A 21,264-nucleotide genomic window follows, 5' to 3' on the forward strand; every position below is an offset into this window, starting at 1 on the left:
ACACACCTGTTCCCATGCCGAACACAGTAGTTAAGCTCTCCAGCGCCGATGGTAGTTGGGGCTTTGCCCCTGCAAGAGTAGGACGCCGCCAGGCAACTAAAACTAAGATGCATAATTTGTATCTTAGTTTTTTTAATAGGGAAATTTATCTCATTCCGCCAAAACATTTTCGGATGGTTGGTATGGATTATACGGTCCCATTATAAAGCAAAATTTACATACATTTATGCGAACAAAATAAATCTCATTATTATTAGAAGCAAAGCGTGAAAAGAAGTCCTATCAGTGTATGATGGAATCATTTGAAGAAGACTCTCTTCAATGTCCTCTCTAAATGTTTAGATTGCCATAAAACCGATGGAGTACCAGAATATATCATCGGTGAATTTAGCGTGGATTTGAATGAAGGGGAAAAAGTAGAACTACATTGTCGCAACTGCAATGGCACCATGATAGGAGTGAGAAAAATCCCAAGTAATTAATCCTTACTTGGGACGTGATATTGTCCCACCAGTAGTATTTAGAGATTTACGGGATTTGACGCGTTATCGCCGCAATCTTCTAGGCAACACAACATCTGAAAAAATAGAATCCATAAGATATAACAAAATGCTAATCACAAACTTAGCACATACGCTTCCAATGTATTTGATGTTTCTGGAGGTGTATTGCTAGACTCCATACTTAATGGTAAGGGAAATAAAGGCTTTAAAGGCAGTAATGTGCCAGGTGAAAACAAAAGATAGTAGGTTAATCCCCTTTTATTATCGATTAGTAAACCGATGAGGACCAATAATGCAAATATGGCATTAGCACACTTCTTATTAGAAATCATTCCCCAGATATTGTAAACAAAAACCCCATAAAAAGAACTTGGAGGGGGCTATCTTCCAAGAAAAGAAAAAAAGAATATTTTATAAAAGACTACAGAACATGGGCTGCGAGGTAAATATTCAAGAAACAAAATCAGCCTAAATCAATTTATCACATCGTAACAAAAATTTTAAATGGTTAACTCCATTATAGGAAGGCGCAAAAATCAGCATTAAAATCCCATTTTGGTTAAAAAGAGCCATCTTTAAAAAATGAACATAATTTTTAAATTCTTAAATTGTAAACTTTACGTAATGGTAGGATTACCAGAACAGGTCAATCAAAGACAGCAGCTTTATCAGGATCTCTTAAAAAATCAAATAGCATATTAATTTGTGATTCTGTATTTCTGCTAGTAGATAGGATTGGCAAATCATTTGCTGGAAAAAAGTTAATGTCATTTGTTTCTACTCCGGTATTTGCATTTCCACCGATAATCTCACACCGAATAAATATTTTATAATAATGATGGGCCTGTGGTGGATGCGGGTGATCGTTCATATCTAAAACGGCAAGTAATTTTCTTGCTTTCACATCGTAGCCTGATTCCTCTTTTATTTCTTTTATAGCATTTTTGGAGGCAGACAAACCTATGTCGCAAAATCCCCCGGGCAATGACCATCTATCATCAATCTTTTCTTTAACCATTAAAATTTTGTTATCTTTAAATACGACACCACGAACATCTACTTTTGGTGTTTGATATCCTGTTTCACTGGCAAATAGATTCTTTACCTTTTCTATTTCCACATCGGTATATTCTGCTATAATTTCTATACTTATTTGGCGTAATGCTTCATATCGCTCTATATCGAATTTGTCCTTTGAAAAGGCTAATCCAGATTGGGATAAAGATTGGATCTGTTTTGCCCAATTTAGCCATTTATGACTCATATATAACTCCCTTTTCCTATTATTCAAATTCATACGCATTAACCTGAACCTCGTATCGAATTCCACTTTTTATCATACATACCTATTCTATAATTAAGCTCAAAAACCCTTTTCTAACAAAATATTTCCTTTAAAACAATCATATATATGGAATTAATGTTCATGAAAATTTGACTGTTTATTTTGATTACTTTACTGTAAAATGAAGCGATACATTTAATTGTGAAGGAGGCAGTGTGAATGGCAATAAATTTTGATCAACTATTTGGGGATCATTTTCTGCTTATTATGCTACGGGTATTTATTGCATTACTATTATCAGGGTTGATCGGCTTTGAGCGGGAAATGAAAAATCACTCTGCCGGTTTCCGTACGCATATACTAGTAGGGATTGGCTCTTGCTTAATGATGTTGCTATCACTATATGGCTTTGAGGCTTATATTGATAGCTATGAAAATGTGCGTTTTGACCCAACGCGTATTCCTTCATATGTTATTAGTGGTATTGGTTTTCTTGGTGCTGGAACGATTATTGTTTATGGTGGTACAATCCGTGGTTTAACTACTGCGGCCTCAATTTGGGCTGTGGCTGGGTTAGGATTGGTTGTTGGGATTGGAATGTACGCTACAGCTGTTTTTACAACACTTGTAATCCTGCTGAGTTTAATCTTTCTTAATAATTTTGAGAGGCTATTTACGAGAGGGCGCTCGTCGATGCTGATTGAAATTGTGGCATTGCCAGATTTGCAAATTAGTAACATTGTATCTGTCATGGAATCATATCATGTAACGATCAAAAAGGTGGAAATTGTCAAGGTTGAAAATGACTTGAGAAGTATTTTTATAAAGGTACATCAAGACTCTGATCTGGATAGGATGTCATTGTTTGAGGGGATTTCCAAATTAAAGTTTGTAAAAAATATTGCAGAGAGAAATTAAACAGAAATGATATGCTTCATTGATGAATCTTATTTTCTCTACATAATGGGTTTTGATTCCTCCAACATTGTCTAAAATAAAAAGGAACAATGTGTTTGCATCTCTTGTAATTTGTCGTATAATATAAACATAGTCAAAGATAGTCAAAGTCAAAACGATTACGATATTAACAACGAAGAGTTAGCTCATTGGAACAAGAGGAGGAGGGTCATGGGTAACATCTCAGACGTTATTGAGCAATATTTAAAACAAATACTTCAGCAGGCAGCTCAAGATGCTATTGAAATTAAACGTAGTGAAATAGCCGATCAATTTCAATGTGTTCCATCACAAATAAATTATGTGATTAATACAAGGTTCACGGTGGAAAAAGGGTATATAGTAGAAAGTAAACGTGGTGGTGGTGGATATATTCGAATCATTCGAGTGAAGCACCAAGAGAAATCGGAATTACTTGATGAAATTATTGAAATGATTAATCCCACCGTGACACAACAGGCGGCTCTTGACGTTTTAGAACGGCTATTAGAGGAAAAGTTAATTACAGAGCGAGAAGCTAAAATTATGGTTAGTGCAATTGGCCGAAATACATTAGCATTTCAATTGCCGCTTCGTGATGAAGTACGTGCACGTGTGTTAACAGCAATGTTGACAACGTTAAAATATCTGAATAAGTAATGATAGGCAAGATAAGGGAGGAGGAAATAAATAATGGAATGCCAAGAATGTCATAAACGCCCCGCCACGGTTCATTTTACCCAGTTAACTAATGGAAATAAAATAGAAGTCCACGTATGTGAAATCTGCGCAAAGGAAAAAGGGTATATGACTGACCCAGAAGAAGGTTATTCCCTTCATGATTTATTGACAGGTTTATTTAACTTTGAATCGTCGCCAATGGGGAATCATAATAATTCATCTGCATTTACACCATCAAAGGAATTGCAATGCCCACAGTGTGAAATGACGTTTTCCGAATTCAAACGCATTGGGAAATTTGGCTGTTCATCATGTTATCATACATTCGCTGATCGCTTGGACCCGATTTTGCGCCGGGTTCATAGTGGAAACACAAAACATTCAGGGAAAATCCCTAAACGTCAGGGCGGCGATTTGCATGCCAAAAAACAACTGGACGATTATAAAGTGGAACTTAAAAATTTGATCGACCGAGAAGCATTTGAAGAGGCGGCAACCGTTCGCGATAAAATTAAAGAATTAGAAAAGGAAATGCGGGGTGATAATTCATGACATTGCAGAACTTCATGGATGAGGCTATTAGTCCCTGGATGCGTGAAGAGGGGCCAGACAGTGATATTGTCTTAAGCAGTAGAATTCGATTGGCACGTAACTTTGATCAGGTTTCTTTTCCACTTATCGCTGAAAAGGAGGAGCTTGAAGAGGTTCGCCAATTTTTTGAAACAGAATATGCACATAGATCATTTCAAGACTATCAAGATTTTGAATTCATATCAATACCAGATTTAACGTCAACAGAAAAACGGGTTCTAGTAGAGAAACATCTAATTAGTCCACATCTAGCCAAAGATAAACAGGTTGCTGCTGCACTTATTTCGAAAAACGAACAAGTTTCTGTCATGATTAATGAAGAAGATCATATCCGGATGCAGCTTTATTTTCCAGGACTTCAACTAGACAAAGCATTGGAGAAGGCATTCGAATTTGATGATTGGTTGGAGGAGAAAATTAATTATGCATTTGATGAAACAAGGGGTTATTTAACAAGCTGTCCGACAAATGTAGGGACTGGAATGCGTGCCTCGGTTATGATGCACCTTCCTTCACTAGCATTGACACGACAAATTAATCGAATGATCCCAGCCATTAACCAATTAGGTCTTGTCGTCCGGGGAATTTATGGAGAGGGTAGTGAAGCACTAGGAAATATTTTTCAAATTTCCAATCAGATTACCCTTGGAAAGTCAGAAGAAGATATTGTTGAAGATTTACAAAGTGTTGTAAAGCAATTGATTGAACATGAACGACGAGCAAGGACAAGATTAATGGAACAGTCAAGTACCCGCTTGGAAGATCGTATTTATCGTTCGTACGGTGTTTTGAAATATAGCCGTATTATCGAATCAAAAGAAGCGGCAATATGTTTATCAAACGTTCGTCTTGGGATTGATTTAGGTTTAATTGAGAATGTCTCAAGAAATATACTTAATGAATTAATGATTCTTACACAGCCGGGATTCCTACAGCAATATGCAAAGAAAAATTTGACTGCCAATGAACGGGATGTACTACGGGCATCGCTAATTCGTGAACGGTTAAAATTAGAAAAATAGGAGGAGACAACTATATGATGTTTGGACGTTTTACCGAGAGAGCACAAAAGGTTTTAGCCTTATCACAAGAAGAAGCGGTTAGGCTCGGCCATAACAATATTGGAACGGAGCACATTTTATTAGGACTTGTCCGTGAAGGGGATGGGATTGCCGCTAAAGCGTTACAGTCGCTAGGATTAGAAGTGGAAAAAATTCAGCAAGAAGTGGAGCAGCTTATTGGTGTTGGTAAACAGACGATGCAAACGATTCATTACACACCAAGAGCCAAAAAGGTAGTCGAGTTATCACAGGATGAGGCAAGAAAGCTAGGGCATTCCTATGTAGGAACGGAACATATATTGTTAGGGCTAATCCGTGAAGGCGAGGGTGTTGCTGCTCGTGTTTTAAATAATCTTGGTGTAAGTTTAAATAAAGCACGACAACAAGTACTACAATTATTAGGTAGTAACGAATCACAAGCAGGTCGCCAAGGTAGGGGCCAATCAACCAATGCTAATACACCGACACTTGATTCGCTTGCAAGGGATTTAACTGCAACAGCGAAAGAAGGAAATGTTGACCCTGTCATTGGTCGAAGCAAAGAAATTGAGCGCGTTATTCAAGTGCTAAGCCGTCGTACCAAAAACAACCCCGTATTAATAGGTGAACCAGGGGTTGGTAAAACAGCTGTAGCAGAAGGCCTGGCACAGCAAATTATTAACAATGAGGTTCCAGAAATATTGCGTGATAAACGGGTTATGACGCTTGATATGGGTACAGTTGTTGCAGGAACGAAATATCGTGGTGAATTTGAAGACCGCCTAAAGAAAGTGATGGAAGAGATCCGTCAAGCAGGCAATATCATTTTGTTCATCGATGAATTGCATACATTAATAGGTGCTGGTGGTGCGGAAGGCGCGATTGATGCATCTAATATTTTAAAACCGTCTCTGTCACGTGGTGAGCTTCAATGTATTGGTGCAACAACATTAGATGAATACAGAAAATACATTGAAAAAGATGCAGCATTAGAACGTAGATTCCAGCCGATCCAAGTTGATGAACCAACTTTAGAGGAAACGATTCAAATTTTAAAAGGACTTCGTGATCGTTATGAAGCACACCATCGTGTAACAATTACAGATGAAGCGATTGAAGCTGCGGCCAATTTATCTGATCGTTATATAACAGATCGGTTTTTACCCGACAAAGCAATTGATTTAATTGATGAAGCAGGTTCCAAGGTCCGCTTGCGGTCGTATACGATTCCACCAAATTTGAAAGAATTGGAACAAAAGCTTGAAGAAGTACGTAAAGAAAAAGATGCGGCGGTACAAAGCCAAGAATTTGAGAAAGCAGCATCTTTACGTGATTCCGAACAACGCTTACGAGAAGATTTGGAAACAACTAAAAATCAATGGAAGGAAAAACAAGGTCAAGAAAGCTCTGAGGTGGTTGTTGAGGATATTGCCTCTGTTGTTTCTACATGGACGGGAGTTCCTGTCGCGAAATTAACAAAAGACGAAAGTGATCGATTGTTAAACATGGAAGATGTTTTACATGATCGTGTCATTGGTCAGGAGGAAGCAGTAAAAGCAGTCTCAAAGGCAATTCGCAGAGCACGGGCAGGGTTAAAAGACCCGAAACGTCCAATTGGTTCTTTCATTTTCCTTGGACCTACAGGAGTGGGAAAAACAGAATTGGCACGTGCTCTAGCAGAATCAATGTTCGCTGATGAAGATGCGATGATCCGAATTGATATGTCTGAGTATATGGAGAAACATGCCACATCTCGGCTTGTAGGTTCACCTCCAGGTTATGTTGGCTATGAAGAGGGCGGACAATTGACCGAAAAAGTACGGAGAAAACCTTATTCCGTTGTGTTGCTTGATGAGATTGAAAAGGCACATCCTGAAGTATTTAATATTTTATTACAAGTATTAGAAGATGGCCGATTAACAGATTCCAAAGGTAGAGTAGTTGATTTCCGCAATACCGTGTTAATTATGACTTCTAATGTTGGAGCAAGTGAGTTGAAGCGGAATAAATATGTTGGTTTCAACCTTGGTGAAGAGGGCCAAGAATATAGTGATATGAAATCAAAAGTAATGGAAGAGTTAAAAAAGGCATTTCGTCCAGAATTTCTTAACCGTATCGATGAAACAATTGTATTCCATTCATTAGAGAAAAAACATATGAAAAACATTGTTACGTTGATGGTACAACAATTACAACGACGATTAAAAGAGCAGGATATTAACTTCTCTGTGACAGATAAAGCCTTAGAGAAAATTGCCAGCGACGGTTTTGATCCGGAATATGGAGCGCGACCATTGCGTCGATCGATCCAGAAAAACGTTGAGGACCTACTTTCTGAAGAATTGCTGAAAGAAACAATCGCCAAAGGGCAAAAGGTAAAAATCGGGCTAAATAATAAAGGTGAATTTACCGTTTTAGCCTAGACAAAAACACCTGAGCTTGTGTGAATATATCAAAGCCAGTAGGATGTTCCTGCTGGCTTTTTCCAAAAAAGCTTATTCTTAATGACTCAACTTTTGCGGCGTGAAATAGACAAATATGCCTTGATAAAATGTGGAAGGATGAATATTCACTGCTTAAGTTGACTTTGGATTAATCGCATTTAAATAAGCTGTGACTGCAGGACTCTTTTCTATAAGTACGCGCATTTCCCACCGTCCGGGATCGTTCCGGGTGGATGCTTTCCGCGGGCACGGCCTCAGCCTCCTCGAGAAAACCACTCTGCGGGGTCTTCGGACACGTGCTATTCCCGCAGGACAAGGAAGGCTTCGTCAGCGATACATCGCACGAAGAAAAAGTGCTTTTCTTTTTCGAGGAGTCACCACCCTCCACTCACCCGGACTAGTGAAGCGATAGGATGCGACTTGACAGAACACATACTACTACAGTTAATGGTAGTAAATGCGAAACCAGTGGAGGAAATACGCGGAGACTCCTGGGGGAGGAAAGGCCTAGGTGAGACCCCGCAGTGCGACGAGCAAAACTCCCACCGAGTAAGCTTCGAGTTGCGAGGAGCGCTACTTCATCGAAATTACTTGCAACGCGACGAGCACCTAGCACGAGGAGGCTCAGCAGCCGCCCCCGGAAAGCGTAGTGTATTTCCGGAACGGCGAGGAAGCAATTTTTTAGTTATTACGCATTTTGTATATAAATCAACAAATGTTCTCAATAAAGCAAGTAATCGCAGTCTCAATCTTAACAGTCTTTAGGTTTACCAGAGTTGTCAAGGCAATTATTAGAAACGTTTGCCTTAGCTAACTGTATGATCTTATTTTATTGGTACGAAAGTTGTGTGTAAATGATTGTTTTTTTGTCTGCATTCGGCGTATAGGTATTAACAATTGCCGTTTGGGGTTTGTGGCATAGATATGGAATAGAATTTATAAAAATGATAGATTGTTGTAACTTTAATGTTATGTAATTCGTATACAATAGAGTTAGATTGAAAGGGATGGATGGAGTGGCAAAGCGGAAGACAAAATTTGTATGTCAGGATTGTGGTTATGAATCTGCAAAATGGATGGGAAAATGTCCTGGTTGCAATAATTGGAATACATTAGTAGAAGAAATGGAAGCATCTACTATTAAGAATCGGAGCGGGTTATCAGGAGAGAGAAAACATGCTAGTAAACCCGAAAAAATCACAACGATTGAATCTCAAAAAGAGCCGCGCATTACAACGACGATGAAGGAATTTAATCGGGTACTTGGCGGTGGAATTGTGCCAGGTTCACTTGTATTAATTGGTGGTGATCCAGGGATTGGGAAATCGACATTACTGTTACAAATATCATCTCAATTAGCAGACAAGCAATTACCTGTACTCTATATTTCGGGAGAGGAATCCGCCAGACAAACAAAGTTACGCGCGGATCGCCTTGGAGTAACCGCTGATTCATTATATGTTTTGCCCGAAACGAACTTATATGATATAGCAAATCACATTGAGCACGTAAAGCCATCTTTTGTCGTGATTGATTCTATTCAAACAATTTTTCGCGAAGAAGTCACGAGTGCTCCTGGTAGCGTGTCACAGGTTCGGGAATGCACAAGTGAATTAATGAGAATAGCTAAAACAAACGGAATCCCGATTTTTATTGTCGGGCATGTCACGAAAGAAGGGGCTATTGCCGGACCAAGAATGCTCGAACACATGGTTGATGCGGTCCTCTATTTTGAAGGGGAAAGACATCATACTTATCGTATTGTACGTAGTGTAAAAAATCGCTTTGGTAGCACAAATGAAATGGGAATTTTTGAAATGAAAGAAGCGGGTCTGCGTGAGGTATTAAATCCGTCTGAAATATTTCTTGAAGAACGGTCACATGGTGCTGCTGGATCAACTGTTGTCGCATCAATGGAAGGGACAAGACCGGTGTTAGTTGAAATTCAGGCATTAATTTCTCCTTCAAGCTTTGGCAATCCACGCCGAATGGCAACAGGTGTTGATGCAAATCGTGTTCCATTATTGATGGCTGTATTAGAAAAACGAGTTGGATTAATGTTACAGAACCAAGATGCATATATTAAAGTTGCGGGCGGTGTTAAGCTAGATGAACCTGCCATAGATTTAGCCATTGCAGTGTCGATTGCTTCAAGTTTTAGGGACCAACCAACAAAACCAGATGATATATTTGTCGGTGAGGTTGGTCTGACGGGTGAAGTGAGGCGTGTTTCTCGAATCGAGCAACGTGTTCAGGAGGCAGCTAAACTTGGATTCAGTCGTGTAATTTGTCCAGAAAACAATTTAGATGGATGGACAATACCTAAATCAATTCAAGTTATCGGTGTCAAAACAGTTCAGGAGGCGTTGGAAGTTGGCGTTGCTAGGTAAAATTTTTGGCAAAATACTGTCCATTAAGAGTTGATTTGAATTGACATTGATAAATTAGTATGATAGAATTTTATGTTTATCTATTTGACTGTTTTTAACAGCTATGCTATTGTTTATATTGTGTAGTAGCTATAATTCCATTTTTTAGACTAATTTTTGTAAAAACAGGTAATACTGAGGTTAGGAGGTGACGGTGGTGCTGAAAAAAATTGTGCATTTATTTTTTATTGTTACAGGTGGTACCATTGGGTATTTATATATACCAGATTTAGTTGAATTGTTGAATTTTACGGAAGCTGATTGGGTTGCATCCCCATATTTAGGTATGATAGTTGGTGCATTGATCTTATTTCTATTCTCTTATTTGGTCGCGGGTTATATTGTTGATTTCTTGCGTTGGGTGGAAGAAGCACTCATTAAGATTCCTGTAGGGGATTTATTATTTGGTAGTTTCGGTTTAATAGGTGGATTGGTAATAGCCTTTTTAATCAATATTCCGTTAACAGACATTAATATTGATTTAGTTTCACAAGTTTTGCCACTCTTTATCACGATTTTGTTGGGTTATTTTGGTTTTCAAATTGGTTTTAGACGTCGGGATGAGTTGATGAACTTATTTAATTTTAATCGGAAAGACCGAGATAAGAAGCGACAGCCTGGCAATGAAGGTGCTGAGCAAAATCACCAACCAAAACCAAAGATACTGGATACAAGTGTTATTATTGACGGTCGGATCGCTGATATCTGCCAAACAAGCTTTTTAGAAGGGACAATTGTTATACCGCAATTTGTACTTGGAGAATTACAGCATATTGCAGATTCATCTGATGCCTTGAAACGTAACAGAGGACGTCGTGGTTTAGATGTTTTAAATCGCATCCAAAAGGAATTACCGGTTAATGTAGAGATATACGAAGGTGATTTTGAAGAAATACAGGAAGTGGACAGTAAACTGATTAAATTGGCTAAGGTTATAAACGGGATTGTTGTTACCAATGATTTTAATTTAAATAAAGTTTGTGATCTTCAAAGTGTCCACGTGTTAAATATCAATGATTTGGCAAACGCAGTAAAACCTGTTGTATTGCCTGGTGAAGAATTAATGGTACAAGTGATTAAAGATGGTAAAGAACAAAATCAAGGTATCGCATATTTAGATGATGGGACAATGATCGTAGTAGAAGATGGTCGAGATTATATTGGCAAAACAATTGAGGTATTGATCACAAGTGTTTTACAAACTTCTGCAGGTCGTATGATTTTTGCAAAACCAAAATTACTTGAAAAAGCTTTGTAAAAGAGGTATAACTTATAAGGAATAGAAAAGTGATAACAGAGAATGTTATCGCTTTTTGTTGTAAAAGGTTGTTCAAAAAGTCCGGTAAAAATGACACATCGAATTTCTTCGTTGGCTTGCTTTTCCGTTCCTCACGTATTAATAGCATACGTTCCGGTACTCAAAGCTACGCCGCCTCGAACTTCTCGGTCCTTTTTATCCTCCTTTTTGAACACGTACTGTAAAAAGAAAGTGCGATAATTAATATAGAAGAATAGCATCTGAGGAAGGGGTAAAGCAAAATGACTAACCAAGTTCGTGTTCGTTATGCGCCAAGTCCAACTGGCCATTTACATATCGGAAACGCTAGAACTGCTTTGTTTAACTATTTATATGCAAAACATTTTGATGGGAAGTTCATTGTACGTACAGAAGATACAGATGAAAAACGAAATGTAGCCGGAGGAGAGGAAAGCCAATTTCACTATTTGAAATGGCTTGGAATCGAATGGGATGAAGGTGCGGATATTGGCGGAGACTATGGTCCTTATCGTCAAATGGAACGGCTTGATATTTATCAAAAGCATATTGATGACTTGCTAGAAAGAGGACTAGCCTACAAATGTTACATGACAGAAGAAGAACTTGATGCAGAACGGGAAGAGCAGAAAGCAAAGGGACAGGCTCCAAAGTATTCTGGTGCACATCGCAATCTTACGGCCGAACAAATTGCGGCGTTTGAACAAGAGGGACGAAAGCCAAGTATTCGTTTTCGCGTTCCCGAAAATAAAACCTATACATTCCCAGACATTGTGAGAGGGAATATTACCTTTGAATCAAGCGACTTTGGTGATTGGGTAATTGTGAAAAAGAACGGCATCCCGACGTATAACTTTGCTGTGGCGATTGATGATCATTTGATGGAAATCACCCATATTTTACGTGGTGAGGAACACATCTCTAATACGCCAAAACAAATGATGATTTACGATGCATTTGGTTGGGAACCACCTAAGTTCGGGCATATGACATTGATTTTAAACGAGGATCGGAAAAAGTTAAGTAAACGTGATGAGCATATCCTACAATTTATTGAACAATATCGTAATTTAGGTTATTTACCTGAAGCATTATTTAACTTTATTACATTGCTTGGCTGGTCTCCGGTTGGGGAGGAAGAAATCTTCACGCAAGATAAGCTGATTGAGATATTTGATCCAGAGCGACTATCAACATCTGCTGCAATTTTTGATCCGCAGAAATTAAAGTGGATGAATAACGAATATATTAAATCATTGGATCTGGAAACGGTTATTGGTTTAACATTGCCGCACTTAGTTGATGCAGGAAAGCTACCCGAGGATATGGATCAGGAAACACGTACTTGGGCGGAAAATGTAATTGCCCTTTATAAAGAACAACTCCGCTATGGTGCAGAGATTGTCGAGTTGACTGATTTATTTTTCAAGACACATATTGAATATGATGAAGCATCTATGGAGATTTTGCGTGAAGAACAAGTGCCAGAAGTGCTACAAGTATTTACGGATAAATTAATTCAGTTAGATGATTTCAATAAAGATACTATTAAAGCGGAGATTAAAGCAACACAGAAGGAAACAAAGCAACGAGGTAAAAAACTATTTATGCCAATTCGCGTTGCTACTACTGGCCAAATGCATGGTCCGGAACTACCGATGGCGATCGAACTATTGGGTAAAGATGTTATATTGGCGCGTTTGGATAAAATTCTTACGGAACTTGGAGCCTAATCGATTCACAGCCGATTGAAAATATAATATAGTAATAATACAATATTGAACGTTGATAAGGAGAAGTAAATAACGCGTTACTTACACAGAGAGAATCATCACCGGCTGCAAGTGATTTTAAGTACCGTTATTGAAATGCACCTTAGAGTCCGTTATGGAAGCGATGTATATAACGGCGGTATTCTTACCGTTATTAGGAACTAAGTTGGAAGAGACATATATCTTCAAACAGAGTGGGACCGCGCCTGAAGCGTCTCTGTGTATCATGCACAGAGGCGCTTTTTTTATGGTTTATGATAAGGGAGGTTAGTCAAATGGGGATTTTTAAGCGGATGAAAGAGGATATGGATGTTGTCTTTGAACAGGATCCAGCAGCACGGACTTATTTTGAAGTTTTCTTAACATACTCTGGTTTGCATGCGATATGGTCGCACCGTATCGCGCATGCGTTTTATAAACGAAACCTGTTTTTTATAGCACGGGTTATTTCGCAAGTAAGCCGATTCTTCACCGGGATTGAAATCCATCCTGGAGCTAAGATTGGACATCGTTTTTTTATAGATCATGGCATGGGTGTCGTGATTGGTGAAACGTGTGAAATCGGTGATAATGTGACCGTGTTCCAAGGGGTAACCTTAGGTGGAACAGGTAAAGAAAAAGGGAAACGGCACCCGACAATTAAAGATAATGCATTAATATCGACGGGGGCAAAAGTTTTAGGATCTATTACAATTGGTGAAAATTCAAAGGTCGGTGGTGGGTCCGTTGTGTTACACGATGTTCCGGATCACTCGACGGTTGTAGGAATTCCGGGGCGGGTCGTTGTTCAAAATGGTGAAAAGGTTCGCCGGGATTTAGACCATCATAAAATGCCTGATCCTGTAGCGAAACAATGTGAGCATTTGCAAGCGGAAATAGATGGATTAAGGAAAGAAATAGCTGAATTGAAGGAAGGGAAGCAAAATGTCGATAACTCTTTATAATACGTTGACACGAAAAAAGGAAACCTTTGTACCACTCCAAGAAGGTAAAGTGAGTATGTATGTTTGTGGGCCGACTGTTTACAACTACATTCATATTGGTAACGCCAGACCTGCGATTGTCTTTGATACAGTAAGAAGGTATTTGGAATATCGAGGGTATGAAGTTGATTATGTATTGAACTTTACCGATGTGGACGACAAAATTATTAAAGCTGCAAAAGAAGTTGGTGAGGACGTCCCTGAGCTAGCTGATCGTTTCATTGATGCTTATTTAGAGGATGTTGGAGCCTTAGGGGTCAAAAAGGCAACGCTCAACCCAAGAGTAACAGAGACGATGGATGATATCATTAACTTTATTGCAACATTGATTGATAAAGGGTATGCCTATGCAGTCGATGGGGATGTTTATTTTAAACCAAGAGCTTTTGATGGATATGGCAAACTTTCACACCAATCGATCGATGAACTGAGATCAGGCGCTCGGATACAAATAGGAGATAAAAAGACGGATCCACTCGATTTTGCTTTATGGAAAAAGGCAAAACCGGATGAAATTGCTTGGGAGGCACCGTGGGGTAAAGGTCGGCCAGGCTGGCATATTGAATGTTCGGCCATGGTAAAAAAATATCTCGGGGATACGATTGATATCCATGCGGGAGGGCAGGATCTTACTTTCCCACATCATGAAAATGAAATTGCTCAATCGGAAGCGATGACAGGTAAATCATTTGCGAAGTATTGGATGCATAATGGGTATATAAATATTGATAATGAAAAAATGTCTAAATCACTTGGGAATTTTGTCCTTACACGTGAATTAATTGAACAACACGATCCACAGGTGATCCGGTTCTTTATGTTGAGTGTCCATTACCGCAACCCGATTAATTTCAGCGAAGAACTATTAAAGGGCGCTGAAAATAGTTTGGATCGTATTAGAACGGCCTACCATAATCTCGAATACCGTAAGCAAGCGAGTTTGAACTTGGAAAAGGATAATGAACAGTGGTTAGAAAAAATAAATGAGTTAAAAGAGCGGTTTGAGGCGGAAATGGATGACGATTTTAATACAGCCAATGCGATTTCCGTGTTATTTGATTTAACGAAGGAAGCTAATATTTACGTAGAATTGAAGCAGACATCAACAACTGTTATCGATTCGTTTCAGACAACAATTGCAAAATTCCTTCGAGTCCTTGGTGTCGAAATAAATCAAACAGAGGAATTGTTGGATGATGAAATTGAGGCATTAATTCAAGAACGGGTGGAAGCAAGAAAAAATCGTGACTTTAAGCGTGCAGATGAGATACGGGATGATTTGAAAGAGAAACAAATTATTTTAGAGGATACGCCGCAAGGGACACGGTGGAAAAGAGGCTAAATATGGAACTTGATGTAAAGCAACTAAAAAGTTTAGCCCTTGCGTATATGGGTGACGCTGTTTATGAAGTACATGTTAGGAAACATCTGATTCATTCGGGCCAGGTAAAGCCGAACCAATTACACCACAAAGCGGTCACCTTCGTATCCGCAAAATCACAGGCAGCCGTCATTTTGCATTGGTTAAACAGCGAATTTTTAACGGAAAGCGAAGAGCGCGTTGTTGCAAGAGGGAGAAATGCGAAATCAGGGTCGATTCCCAAAAATACTAGTGTTCAAACGTATCGATATAGTACAGCGTTTGAAGCATTAGTTGGCTACCATTACTTACTTGAAAACAATGAACGTTTAACGGAATTATTAACTCAAGCTATTATGTTTGTGGAGGAAAGGAGTATGTGAGATGGATCAGGAAATGATTATCGGAAAAAACCCTGTTATAGAAGCATTAAAATCGGGTCGATCTGTTAATAAAGTTTTGCTTTCCGAACACTTAAATACCAATTCGATAGGCAAATTACAACATCTAGCTAAACAAGCCGATACAATTGTACAAAAGGTGCCCAAGAGTAAGTTGGATAAGCTAGCAGATGGTAACCATCAAGGTGTTGTGGCATATGTTGCCTCTTATCAATATGCCACAATCGATGATTTATTTACGAATGCTGATGCAAAAAAGGAAACCCCTTTTTTTATCATCTTGGACGAGCTTGAAGATCCGCATAACTTAGGTTCAATTTTACGAACGGCAGATGCAACTGGAGCACATGGAGTCATTATTCCAAAACGTCGTTCGGTTGGATTGACTGCAACGGTTGCTAAGACAGCTGCGGGTGCTTTGGAGCATATTCCTGTTGCGCGTGTAACGAATATTGCATCAACAATGGATGAATTAAAAGCGAAAAACATTTGGGTTGTTGGGACAGAAGCAGATGGAACGGAGGATTATCGCTTACTTGATGGAACGATGCCGATTGCACTTGTAATCGGTAACGAAGGGAAAGGGATGAGCCGGCTAGTAAAAGATAAATGTGACTGGACGGTTAATTTACCGATGAAAGGTCAGGTATCCTCTTTAAATGCTTCTGTTGCATGCGGCCTTCTTTTGTATGAAGTGTTTCGAAAAAGATACCCGCTTGGGGAGTAACCTATGAATGTTATCGTTGTTGACGGTTATAACATTATTGGAGCCTGGGATGAGTTACAAAGGTTAAAGGATATAGATATGGCACAGGCGAGGGATCGTTTAATTGAACAAATGGCCGAATACAAATCCCATACAGGTGATCGTGTAATCGTTGTGTTTGATGCTTATTTTGTTAAAGGTATTACGAATAAACTAAAAGAATATCAAGTCGAGATTATTTATACAAAAGAAAAAGAAACAGCTGATGAATGTATTGAGAAGTTGGTAAAAAAATTAAAGAATGTAGAAAACCAAGTATATGTTGCCACGTCCGATTATGCAGAGCAACGTACCATTTTCGGTCGTGGTGCATTACGTAAATCTGCCAGAGAATTATTTATTGAGTTAAAAAATAGTGAGACAGAAATAGAAAAGCGGATCGATCAGTATGCAAAAGTAAAACCGCAAATAAAAATCCCTTTGCAAAAAAGTGTTCTCGAGACATTTGAAAAATGGCGTCGTGGAGAAAAATAATTAGATCCTACCACTTCGCCTCTTTCTACTGTTGAAGTTTGCAAACGGTTACGATATACTAATGCTAAATGGACTGTTGATAGTCGGGGGGTCATACTTGGTGAGTGTCAAGCTAAAAGAGACAGATAATAGAAGCCTGCATATGCTTGATGATGATGAGGTCATCCAATTGATCCAGGACGGTAATAGCCATGCGCTTGATTTCTTGATCAACAAATATAGAAGTTTTGTGCGCGCTAAAGCACGTACCTATTTTCTAGTTGGTGCAGATAAAGAAGATATAGTGCAGGAAGGTATGATTGGACTTTATAAAGCAATTCGGGATTTTGATGAGGACAAGCTATCGTCATTCAAAGCATTTGCGGAGCTATGTATAACCCGGCAAATTATTACAGCAATTAAAACCGCAACAAGACAAAAGCATATACCTTTAAATTCATATGTTTCTCTGGACAAGCCGATTTTCGATGAAGAATCGGACCGAACTTTATTGGATGTGATTGCTGGTTCAAAGGCAATTGATCCTCAGGAATTATTAGTGAATAGAGAACGGTATGGGGATATGGAAGATAAATTATCTGAATTATTAAGCGAGTTGGAAAGGAAAGTATTGAATTTATATTTAGATGGTCAAACATACCAGGAAATTTCTGTCGAATTAAAACGGCATGTCAAATCGATAGATAATGCATTGCAGCGGGTGAAGCGTAAATTAGAGCAACTACTTGAATCAAACGAAATAACTTTATAGTGTCGGCTAACGTTGACATAGCCCTGCATGAGTGCTACATTATTAATCAGAATAAAAGCGGATCATAATTATATCTGCATCTTATTATAGATTTTGGATAGGTACAAAAGCGCAAGCGCCCGTATTGGCTGGACCGGGCCGTGGCTGATTCTACTATTACGCCACACGCCTAATTTAAATTATACTTTCTTTACTTTTAAAAGAGAACCCTCCATTGGGGTGAAATGATGAATAAAAAAATCACACTAGCGTGTGCAATATGTTTGAGTCGGAATTATACAACGAATAAAAATGTAACCACACAACCTGTACGTTTGGAAGTGCGTAAGTATTGCAAAACATGCGGAAAACATACATTGCATCGTGAAACAAAATAAGACACGTGGTTGGGATTAGTTTGGGGGGTACAAACATGAATATTTTTAAGTTCTTTAAAAATGTGTCTCGGGAAATGAAAAAGGTTAGTTGGCCTAAGGGAAAAGAGTTAACAAGTTATACGATAACGGTTATAGCAACTGTTGCGTTTGTCGCAGTCTTTTTTACATTAGTCGATCTTGGAATTACACAGATATTAGAATTGTTTTAAATGAATATTAATGATATATTTATGCTATAATGAAAAATAAATAATACTTTCTACAAAAACCCGCTTCAACGGGTTTTTTAATATTGTTTTTTTACACTTAAGAAAAGGCCCTTTTTGTAATGTTCTATCGCTTTTAAAATTTCGTAGTTGATAGAAACTGTGCACTAATTACCGCTACGGAAATACACTTCGCTTTCCAGGGGCGGCTGTTGAGCCTCCTCGAGCTGTCGCTCTGCGGGGTCTCACCGATGCCTTTCCTCCCCCAGGAGTCTACGTGTATTTCCTTCGCTGGTATTACATTTACTGCCATTAACCGTAGTAGTGAGTGTTATCCTACCACTTCACTAGTCCGGGTGAGTGGAGGGTGGTGACTCCTGCGGGAACAGCACGTGTCCGAAGACACCAAAGAGTGGTTTGAAAAGGAGGGTCGACTAAAACCGCCCTTTGCGGACAACGTCGACATACCCCTCGCCGGGGCAAGGAGGCTGAGGCCGTGCCCGCGGAAAGCATCCACCCGGAGCGATCCCGGACGGCGGGAAATGCACGTACTTATAGAAAAGATCCCAGCAGTTACGTCGCAGTTTATATCTATTGTGTAAAAAACAACAAATGTCTTCGATGGGGCGAGTAATCGCAGTCCCAATCTTTTAGAAAACAACCTTAGAAAAGTATATAATTTTCAGGGTTATCATTTGATATGTCCAGCTGTAACACTGGTTGATTATTGTAGGATGTAATGAAGTATTTAATCAAAAGGGAGGGAAGGACAAGCCAAATTGTCCTGTTTGAATGGAGAAAAATTGGTATGTTATTCATACGTATTCCGGGTATGAGAACAAAGTAAAAACAAATTTAGAAAAACGTGTAGAATCAATGGGCATGGAGGATAATATTTTTCGTGTGATCGTTCCAGAGGACGAAGAAACTGAAATTAAAAACGGCAAAAAGAAAGTACTCAAAAAGAAATTTTTCCCTGGCTATGTATTAGCGGAAATGATTATGACGGACGATTCGTGGTATGTTGTTAGAAATACACCAGGTGTAACCGGATTTGTTGGGTCAAGCGGTCATGGATCGAAGCCGACGCCGTTATTACCGGATGAAGTGGATGCCGTGTTAAAACGTATGGGTGTAGCGGAGCCGGTTGCTCAAGTTGATTTTGAAATCAAAGAAAATGTAACGGTCACAGATGGCCCTTTCGCAAACTTTACGGGAACGATAGAACAAATGGACCTCGATAAGCAAAAAGTGAAAGTGCATGTTAATATGTTTGGTAGGGAAACACCAGTTGAATTGGATTTTTCTCAAATTGAAAAACTGTAAAATCAACTAGACGAAAAGTATTGAAAAGGAAAATCAAGACAAAACCTTGCATTATTTGCTTATTCATGCTAAAATTCTTTTGTTAATTATGTCCTCAAGCTTTAGAGGAGAAGGGTTAATAATGAGTGGGAGGGGTAATCCCCTATTACCACATCACGGACTTTAAGGAGGTGTGTCTCGTGGCTAAAAAAGTAATCAAGTTAGTAAAATTGCAAATCCCGGCTGGTAAAGCAAATCCGGCGCCACCAGTAGGGCCAGCATTAGGTCAAGCAGGTGTGAACATCATGGGATTCTGTAAAGAATTTAATGCGCGCACGCAAGACCAAGCTGGTATGATTATTCCGGTTGAAATCACGGTTTTTGAAGACCGTTCATTTACATTTATTACTAAGACTCCACCTGCAGCTGTACTATTGAAAAAAGCGGCTGGCATTGAAACTGCATCAGGTGAGCCAAACCGTAATAAAGTCGCAACAGTAAAACGCGATAAAGTAAAAGAAATTGCGGAAACTAAAATGCCTGACCTTAACGCTGCTGATGTAGAAGCAGCGATGCGCATGGTTGAAGGAACTGCAAAAAGCATGGGTATTACGATCGAGGACTAATGCTCACCATTTTTAACGGTACAGGTTGCGATAATGGGCTTCCATCCTTCGCAACCTTTTTCGTGAATAATTGCAACGAAGGTCGGAGGGAAGTTAGATAATGAAACCGGCTATCCGCTGATTTCTTCCAATCCGACTTCTGACCTCTGGCTTCTGTAAGAAAGACGCAGATAGGCGTTTTTCTTAAAGTGGGAGGTATTACCGCTATAAACCACAACCTGAGGAGGAAGTAAAATGGCTAAAAAAGGTAAAAGGTATCAAGAGGCTGCGAAGCTTGTTGATCGTTCAAAAGCATATGAAGTAGAAGAAGCTATTGCGTTAGTAAAAGAAACCGCAAAAGCAAAATTTGACGAAACAGTTGAAGCTGCATTTCGTTTGGGTGTAGATCCGAAGAAAGCAGATCAACAAATCCGCGGTGCAATGGTATTACCACATGGTACTGGTAAAACTCAACGTGTTCTAGTATTTGCTAAAGGTGATAAAGCGAAAGAAGCTGAAGCAGCTGGTGCGGACTATGTTGGTGACCAAGAACTAATCAATAAAATCAATCAAGGTTGGTTTGAATTCGATGTAATCGTAGCGACTCCAGACATGATGGCTGAGGTTGGTAAACTTGGTCGTGTTTTAGGACCTAAAGGATTAATGCCTAACCCTAAAACTGGAACTGTTACATTTGAAGTAGAAAAGGCTGTGAAAGAAATTAAAGCAGGTAAGGTAGAATATCGTGTAGATAAGTCTTCAAATATCCATGTACCTGTTGGAAAAATCTCTTTCGATAATGAAAAATTAGTTGATAACTTTGTAGCTATTACGGAACAATTAGTAAAAGTAAAACCACAAGCAGCAAAAGGTGTTTACATGCGTAATGCATCCGTGACGTCAACAATGGGACCTGGAGTCAAAGTGGACGTATCTAATTACCGCTAATTTTTTGTTGACTTTTAAACCGCTATTAGGTATACTAAGTTTCGTTATGAAAATAAATACGTTGTACCGTAGACAGTAGGTGCGAATTGTTCGCTTAATTTCCTGCCGAGGTGTTTAGAAGACAAATAAGA

At 39.0% G+C, this 21,264-nt stretch carries 20 protein-coding genes, 1 rRNA gene and 2 other annotated features (1 of these 23 only partly in view); of the genes, 20 read left to right on the forward strand and 1 reads right to left on the reverse strand.

Translation table 11 applies throughout. From position 1 onward, the window contains the following. A 5S ribosomal RNA gene (rrf, locus tag ACW2QC_RS14580) occupies window positions 1–94 on the forward strand; the annotation flags it as partial. Between the two features lie 1,055 nt (window positions 95–1,149). Here rrf and ACW2QC_RS14585 read toward each other — a convergent pair. After that, entirely contained in the window at window positions 1,150–1,767 is a 618-nt protein-coding gene (locus tag ACW2QC_RS14585) for an NUDIX hydrolase (RefSeq protein WP_457544689.1), read from the reverse strand. A gap of 240 nt (window positions 1,768–2,007) precedes the next feature. Between ACW2QC_RS14585 and ACW2QC_RS14590 the strand changes: the two genes are divergently transcribed. From ACW2QC_RS14590 to rplA, 19 genes are all read left to right on the forward strand, one after another. Then, window positions 2,008–2,706 carry an MgtC/SapB family protein gene (locus ACW2QC_RS14590; protein WP_457544690.1) on the forward strand — a complete coding sequence of 233 codons (699 nt, stop codon included), beginning with the start codon at window positions 2,008–2,010 and terminating at the stop codon, window positions 2,704–2,706. 210 nt (window positions 2,707–2,916) lie between these two features. Further along, window positions 2,917–3,384: a CtsR family transcriptional regulator gene (locus ACW2QC_RS14595; RefSeq protein WP_457544691.1), complete on the forward strand. Its 468-nt coding sequence runs from the start codon at window positions 2,917–2,919 to the stop codon at window positions 3,382–3,384. Between the two features lie 33 nt (window positions 3,385–3,417). Beyond that, window positions 3,418–3,957: a hypothetical protein gene (locus ACW2QC_RS14600; protein ID WP_457544692.1), complete on the forward strand. Its 540-nt coding sequence runs from the start codon at window positions 3,418–3,420 to the stop codon at window positions 3,955–3,957. After that, window positions 3,954–5,018 carry a protein arginine kinase gene (locus tag ACW2QC_RS14605; RefSeq protein WP_457544693.1) on the forward strand — a complete coding sequence of 355 codons (1,065 nt, stop codon included), beginning with the start codon at window positions 3,954–3,956 and terminating at the stop codon, window positions 5,016–5,018. Before ACW2QC_RS14600 ends, ACW2QC_RS14605 begins: the two co-directional genes overlap by 4 nt. A gap of 14 nt (window positions 5,019–5,032) precedes the next feature. Beyond that, window positions 5,033–7,459 (forward strand): ATP-dependent protease ATP-binding subunit ClpC, encoded by a 2,427-nt coding sequence (clpC, locus tag ACW2QC_RS14610; protein WP_457544694.1) that lies wholly within the window; start codon window positions 5,033–5,035, stop codon window positions 7,457–7,459. 1,037 nt (window positions 7,460–8,496) lie between these two features. Next, window positions 8,497–9,870 (forward strand): DNA repair protein RadA, encoded by a 1,374-nt coding sequence (radA, locus tag ACW2QC_RS14615; RefSeq protein ID WP_457544695.1) that lies wholly within the window; start codon window positions 8,497–8,499, stop codon window positions 9,868–9,870. Window positions 9,871–10,066: 196 nt separating this feature from the next. Continuing rightward, entirely contained in the window at window positions 10,067–11,167 is a 1,101-nt protein-coding gene (locus ACW2QC_RS14620) for a PIN domain-containing protein (protein ID WP_457544696.1), read from the forward strand. Window positions 11,168–11,448: 281 nt separating this feature from the next. After that, a complete protein-coding gene (gene gltX / locus ACW2QC_RS14625) occupies window positions 11,449–12,918 on the forward strand; it encodes a glutamate--tRNA ligase (RefSeq protein WP_457544697.1) in 1,470 nt (489 codons plus the stop codon). A 43-nt stretch (window positions 12,919–12,961) separates the two neighbouring features. After that, window positions 12,962–13,179, forward strand: a binding site (T-box leader). Between the two features lie 53 nt (window positions 13,180–13,232). Next, window positions 13,233–13,901 carry a serine O-acetyltransferase gene (cysE, locus tag ACW2QC_RS14630; RefSeq protein ID WP_457544698.1) on the forward strand — a complete coding sequence of 223 codons (669 nt, stop codon included), beginning with the start codon at window positions 13,233–13,235 and terminating at the stop codon, window positions 13,899–13,901. Then, window positions 13,882–15,282 (forward strand): cysteine--tRNA ligase, encoded by a 1,401-nt coding sequence (gene cysS / locus ACW2QC_RS14635; RefSeq protein WP_457544699.1) that lies wholly within the window; start codon window positions 13,882–13,884, stop codon window positions 15,280–15,282. The genes cysE and cysS overlap by 20 nt, the downstream gene beginning before the upstream one ends. Window positions 15,283–15,284: 2 nt before the next feature. Continuing rightward, entirely contained in the window at window positions 15,285–15,683 is a 399-nt protein-coding gene (locus tag ACW2QC_RS14640) for a Mini-ribonuclease 3 (RefSeq protein ID WP_457544700.1), read from the forward strand. Window position 15,684: 1 nt separating this feature from the next. Beyond that, the gene (gene rlmB / locus ACW2QC_RS14645) at window positions 15,685–16,428 is read left to right on the forward strand and encodes a 23S rRNA (guanosine(2251)-2'-O)-methyltransferase RlmB (protein WP_457544701.1); all 744 of its coding nucleotides are present in this window, start codon (window positions 15,685–15,687) and stop codon (window positions 16,426–16,428) included. Window positions 16,429–16,431: 3 nt separating this feature from the next. Continuing rightward, window positions 16,432–16,941 carry an NYN domain-containing protein gene (locus ACW2QC_RS14650; protein ID WP_457544702.1) on the forward strand — a complete coding sequence of 170 codons (510 nt, stop codon included), beginning with the start codon at window positions 16,432–16,434 and terminating at the stop codon, window positions 16,939–16,941. 100 nt (window positions 16,942–17,041) lie between these two features. Next, on the forward strand, window positions 17,042–17,692 hold the full coding sequence (gene sigH, locus ACW2QC_RS14655) for an RNA polymerase sporulation sigma factor SigH (RefSeq protein ID WP_457544703.1): 651 nt from the start codon (window positions 17,042–17,044) through the stop codon (window positions 17,690–17,692). Between the two features lie 227 nt (window positions 17,693–17,919). Then, on the forward strand, window positions 17,920–18,069 hold the full coding sequence (gene rpmG, locus ACW2QC_RS14660; protein ID WP_457544704.1) for a 50S ribosomal protein L33: 150 nt from the start codon (window positions 17,920–17,922) through the stop codon (window positions 18,067–18,069). Between the two features lie 35 nt (window positions 18,070–18,104). Further along, a complete protein-coding gene (gene secE, locus ACW2QC_RS14665) occupies window positions 18,105–18,278 on the forward strand; it encodes a preprotein translocase subunit SecE (RefSeq protein ID WP_457544705.1) in 174 nt (57 codons plus the stop codon). A gap of 789 nt (window positions 18,279–19,067) precedes the next feature. Next, window positions 19,068–19,601 carry a transcription termination/antitermination protein NusG gene (nusG, locus tag ACW2QC_RS14670; RefSeq protein WP_457544706.1) on the forward strand — a complete coding sequence of 178 codons (534 nt, stop codon included), beginning with the start codon at window positions 19,068–19,070 and terminating at the stop codon, window positions 19,599–19,601. A 179-nt stretch (window positions 19,602–19,780) separates the two neighbouring features. Continuing rightward, window positions 19,781–20,206, forward strand: coding sequence for a 50S ribosomal protein L11 (rplK, locus tag ACW2QC_RS14675; RefSeq protein WP_457544707.1), 426 nt, complete (start codon window positions 19,781–19,783; stop codon window positions 20,204–20,206). Between the two features lie 234 nt (window positions 20,207–20,440). After that, window positions 20,441–21,133: a 50S ribosomal protein L1 gene (rplA, locus tag ACW2QC_RS14680; RefSeq protein ID WP_457544708.1), complete on the forward strand. Its 693-nt coding sequence runs from the start codon at window positions 20,441–20,443 to the stop codon at window positions 21,131–21,133. Between the two features lie 48 nt (window positions 21,134–21,181). Further along, window positions 21,182–21,264, forward strand: a sequence feature (ribosomal protein L10 leader region) (it continues 65 nt past the right edge of the window).

Source organism: Virgibacillus sp. FSP13 (assembly GCF_054048505.1).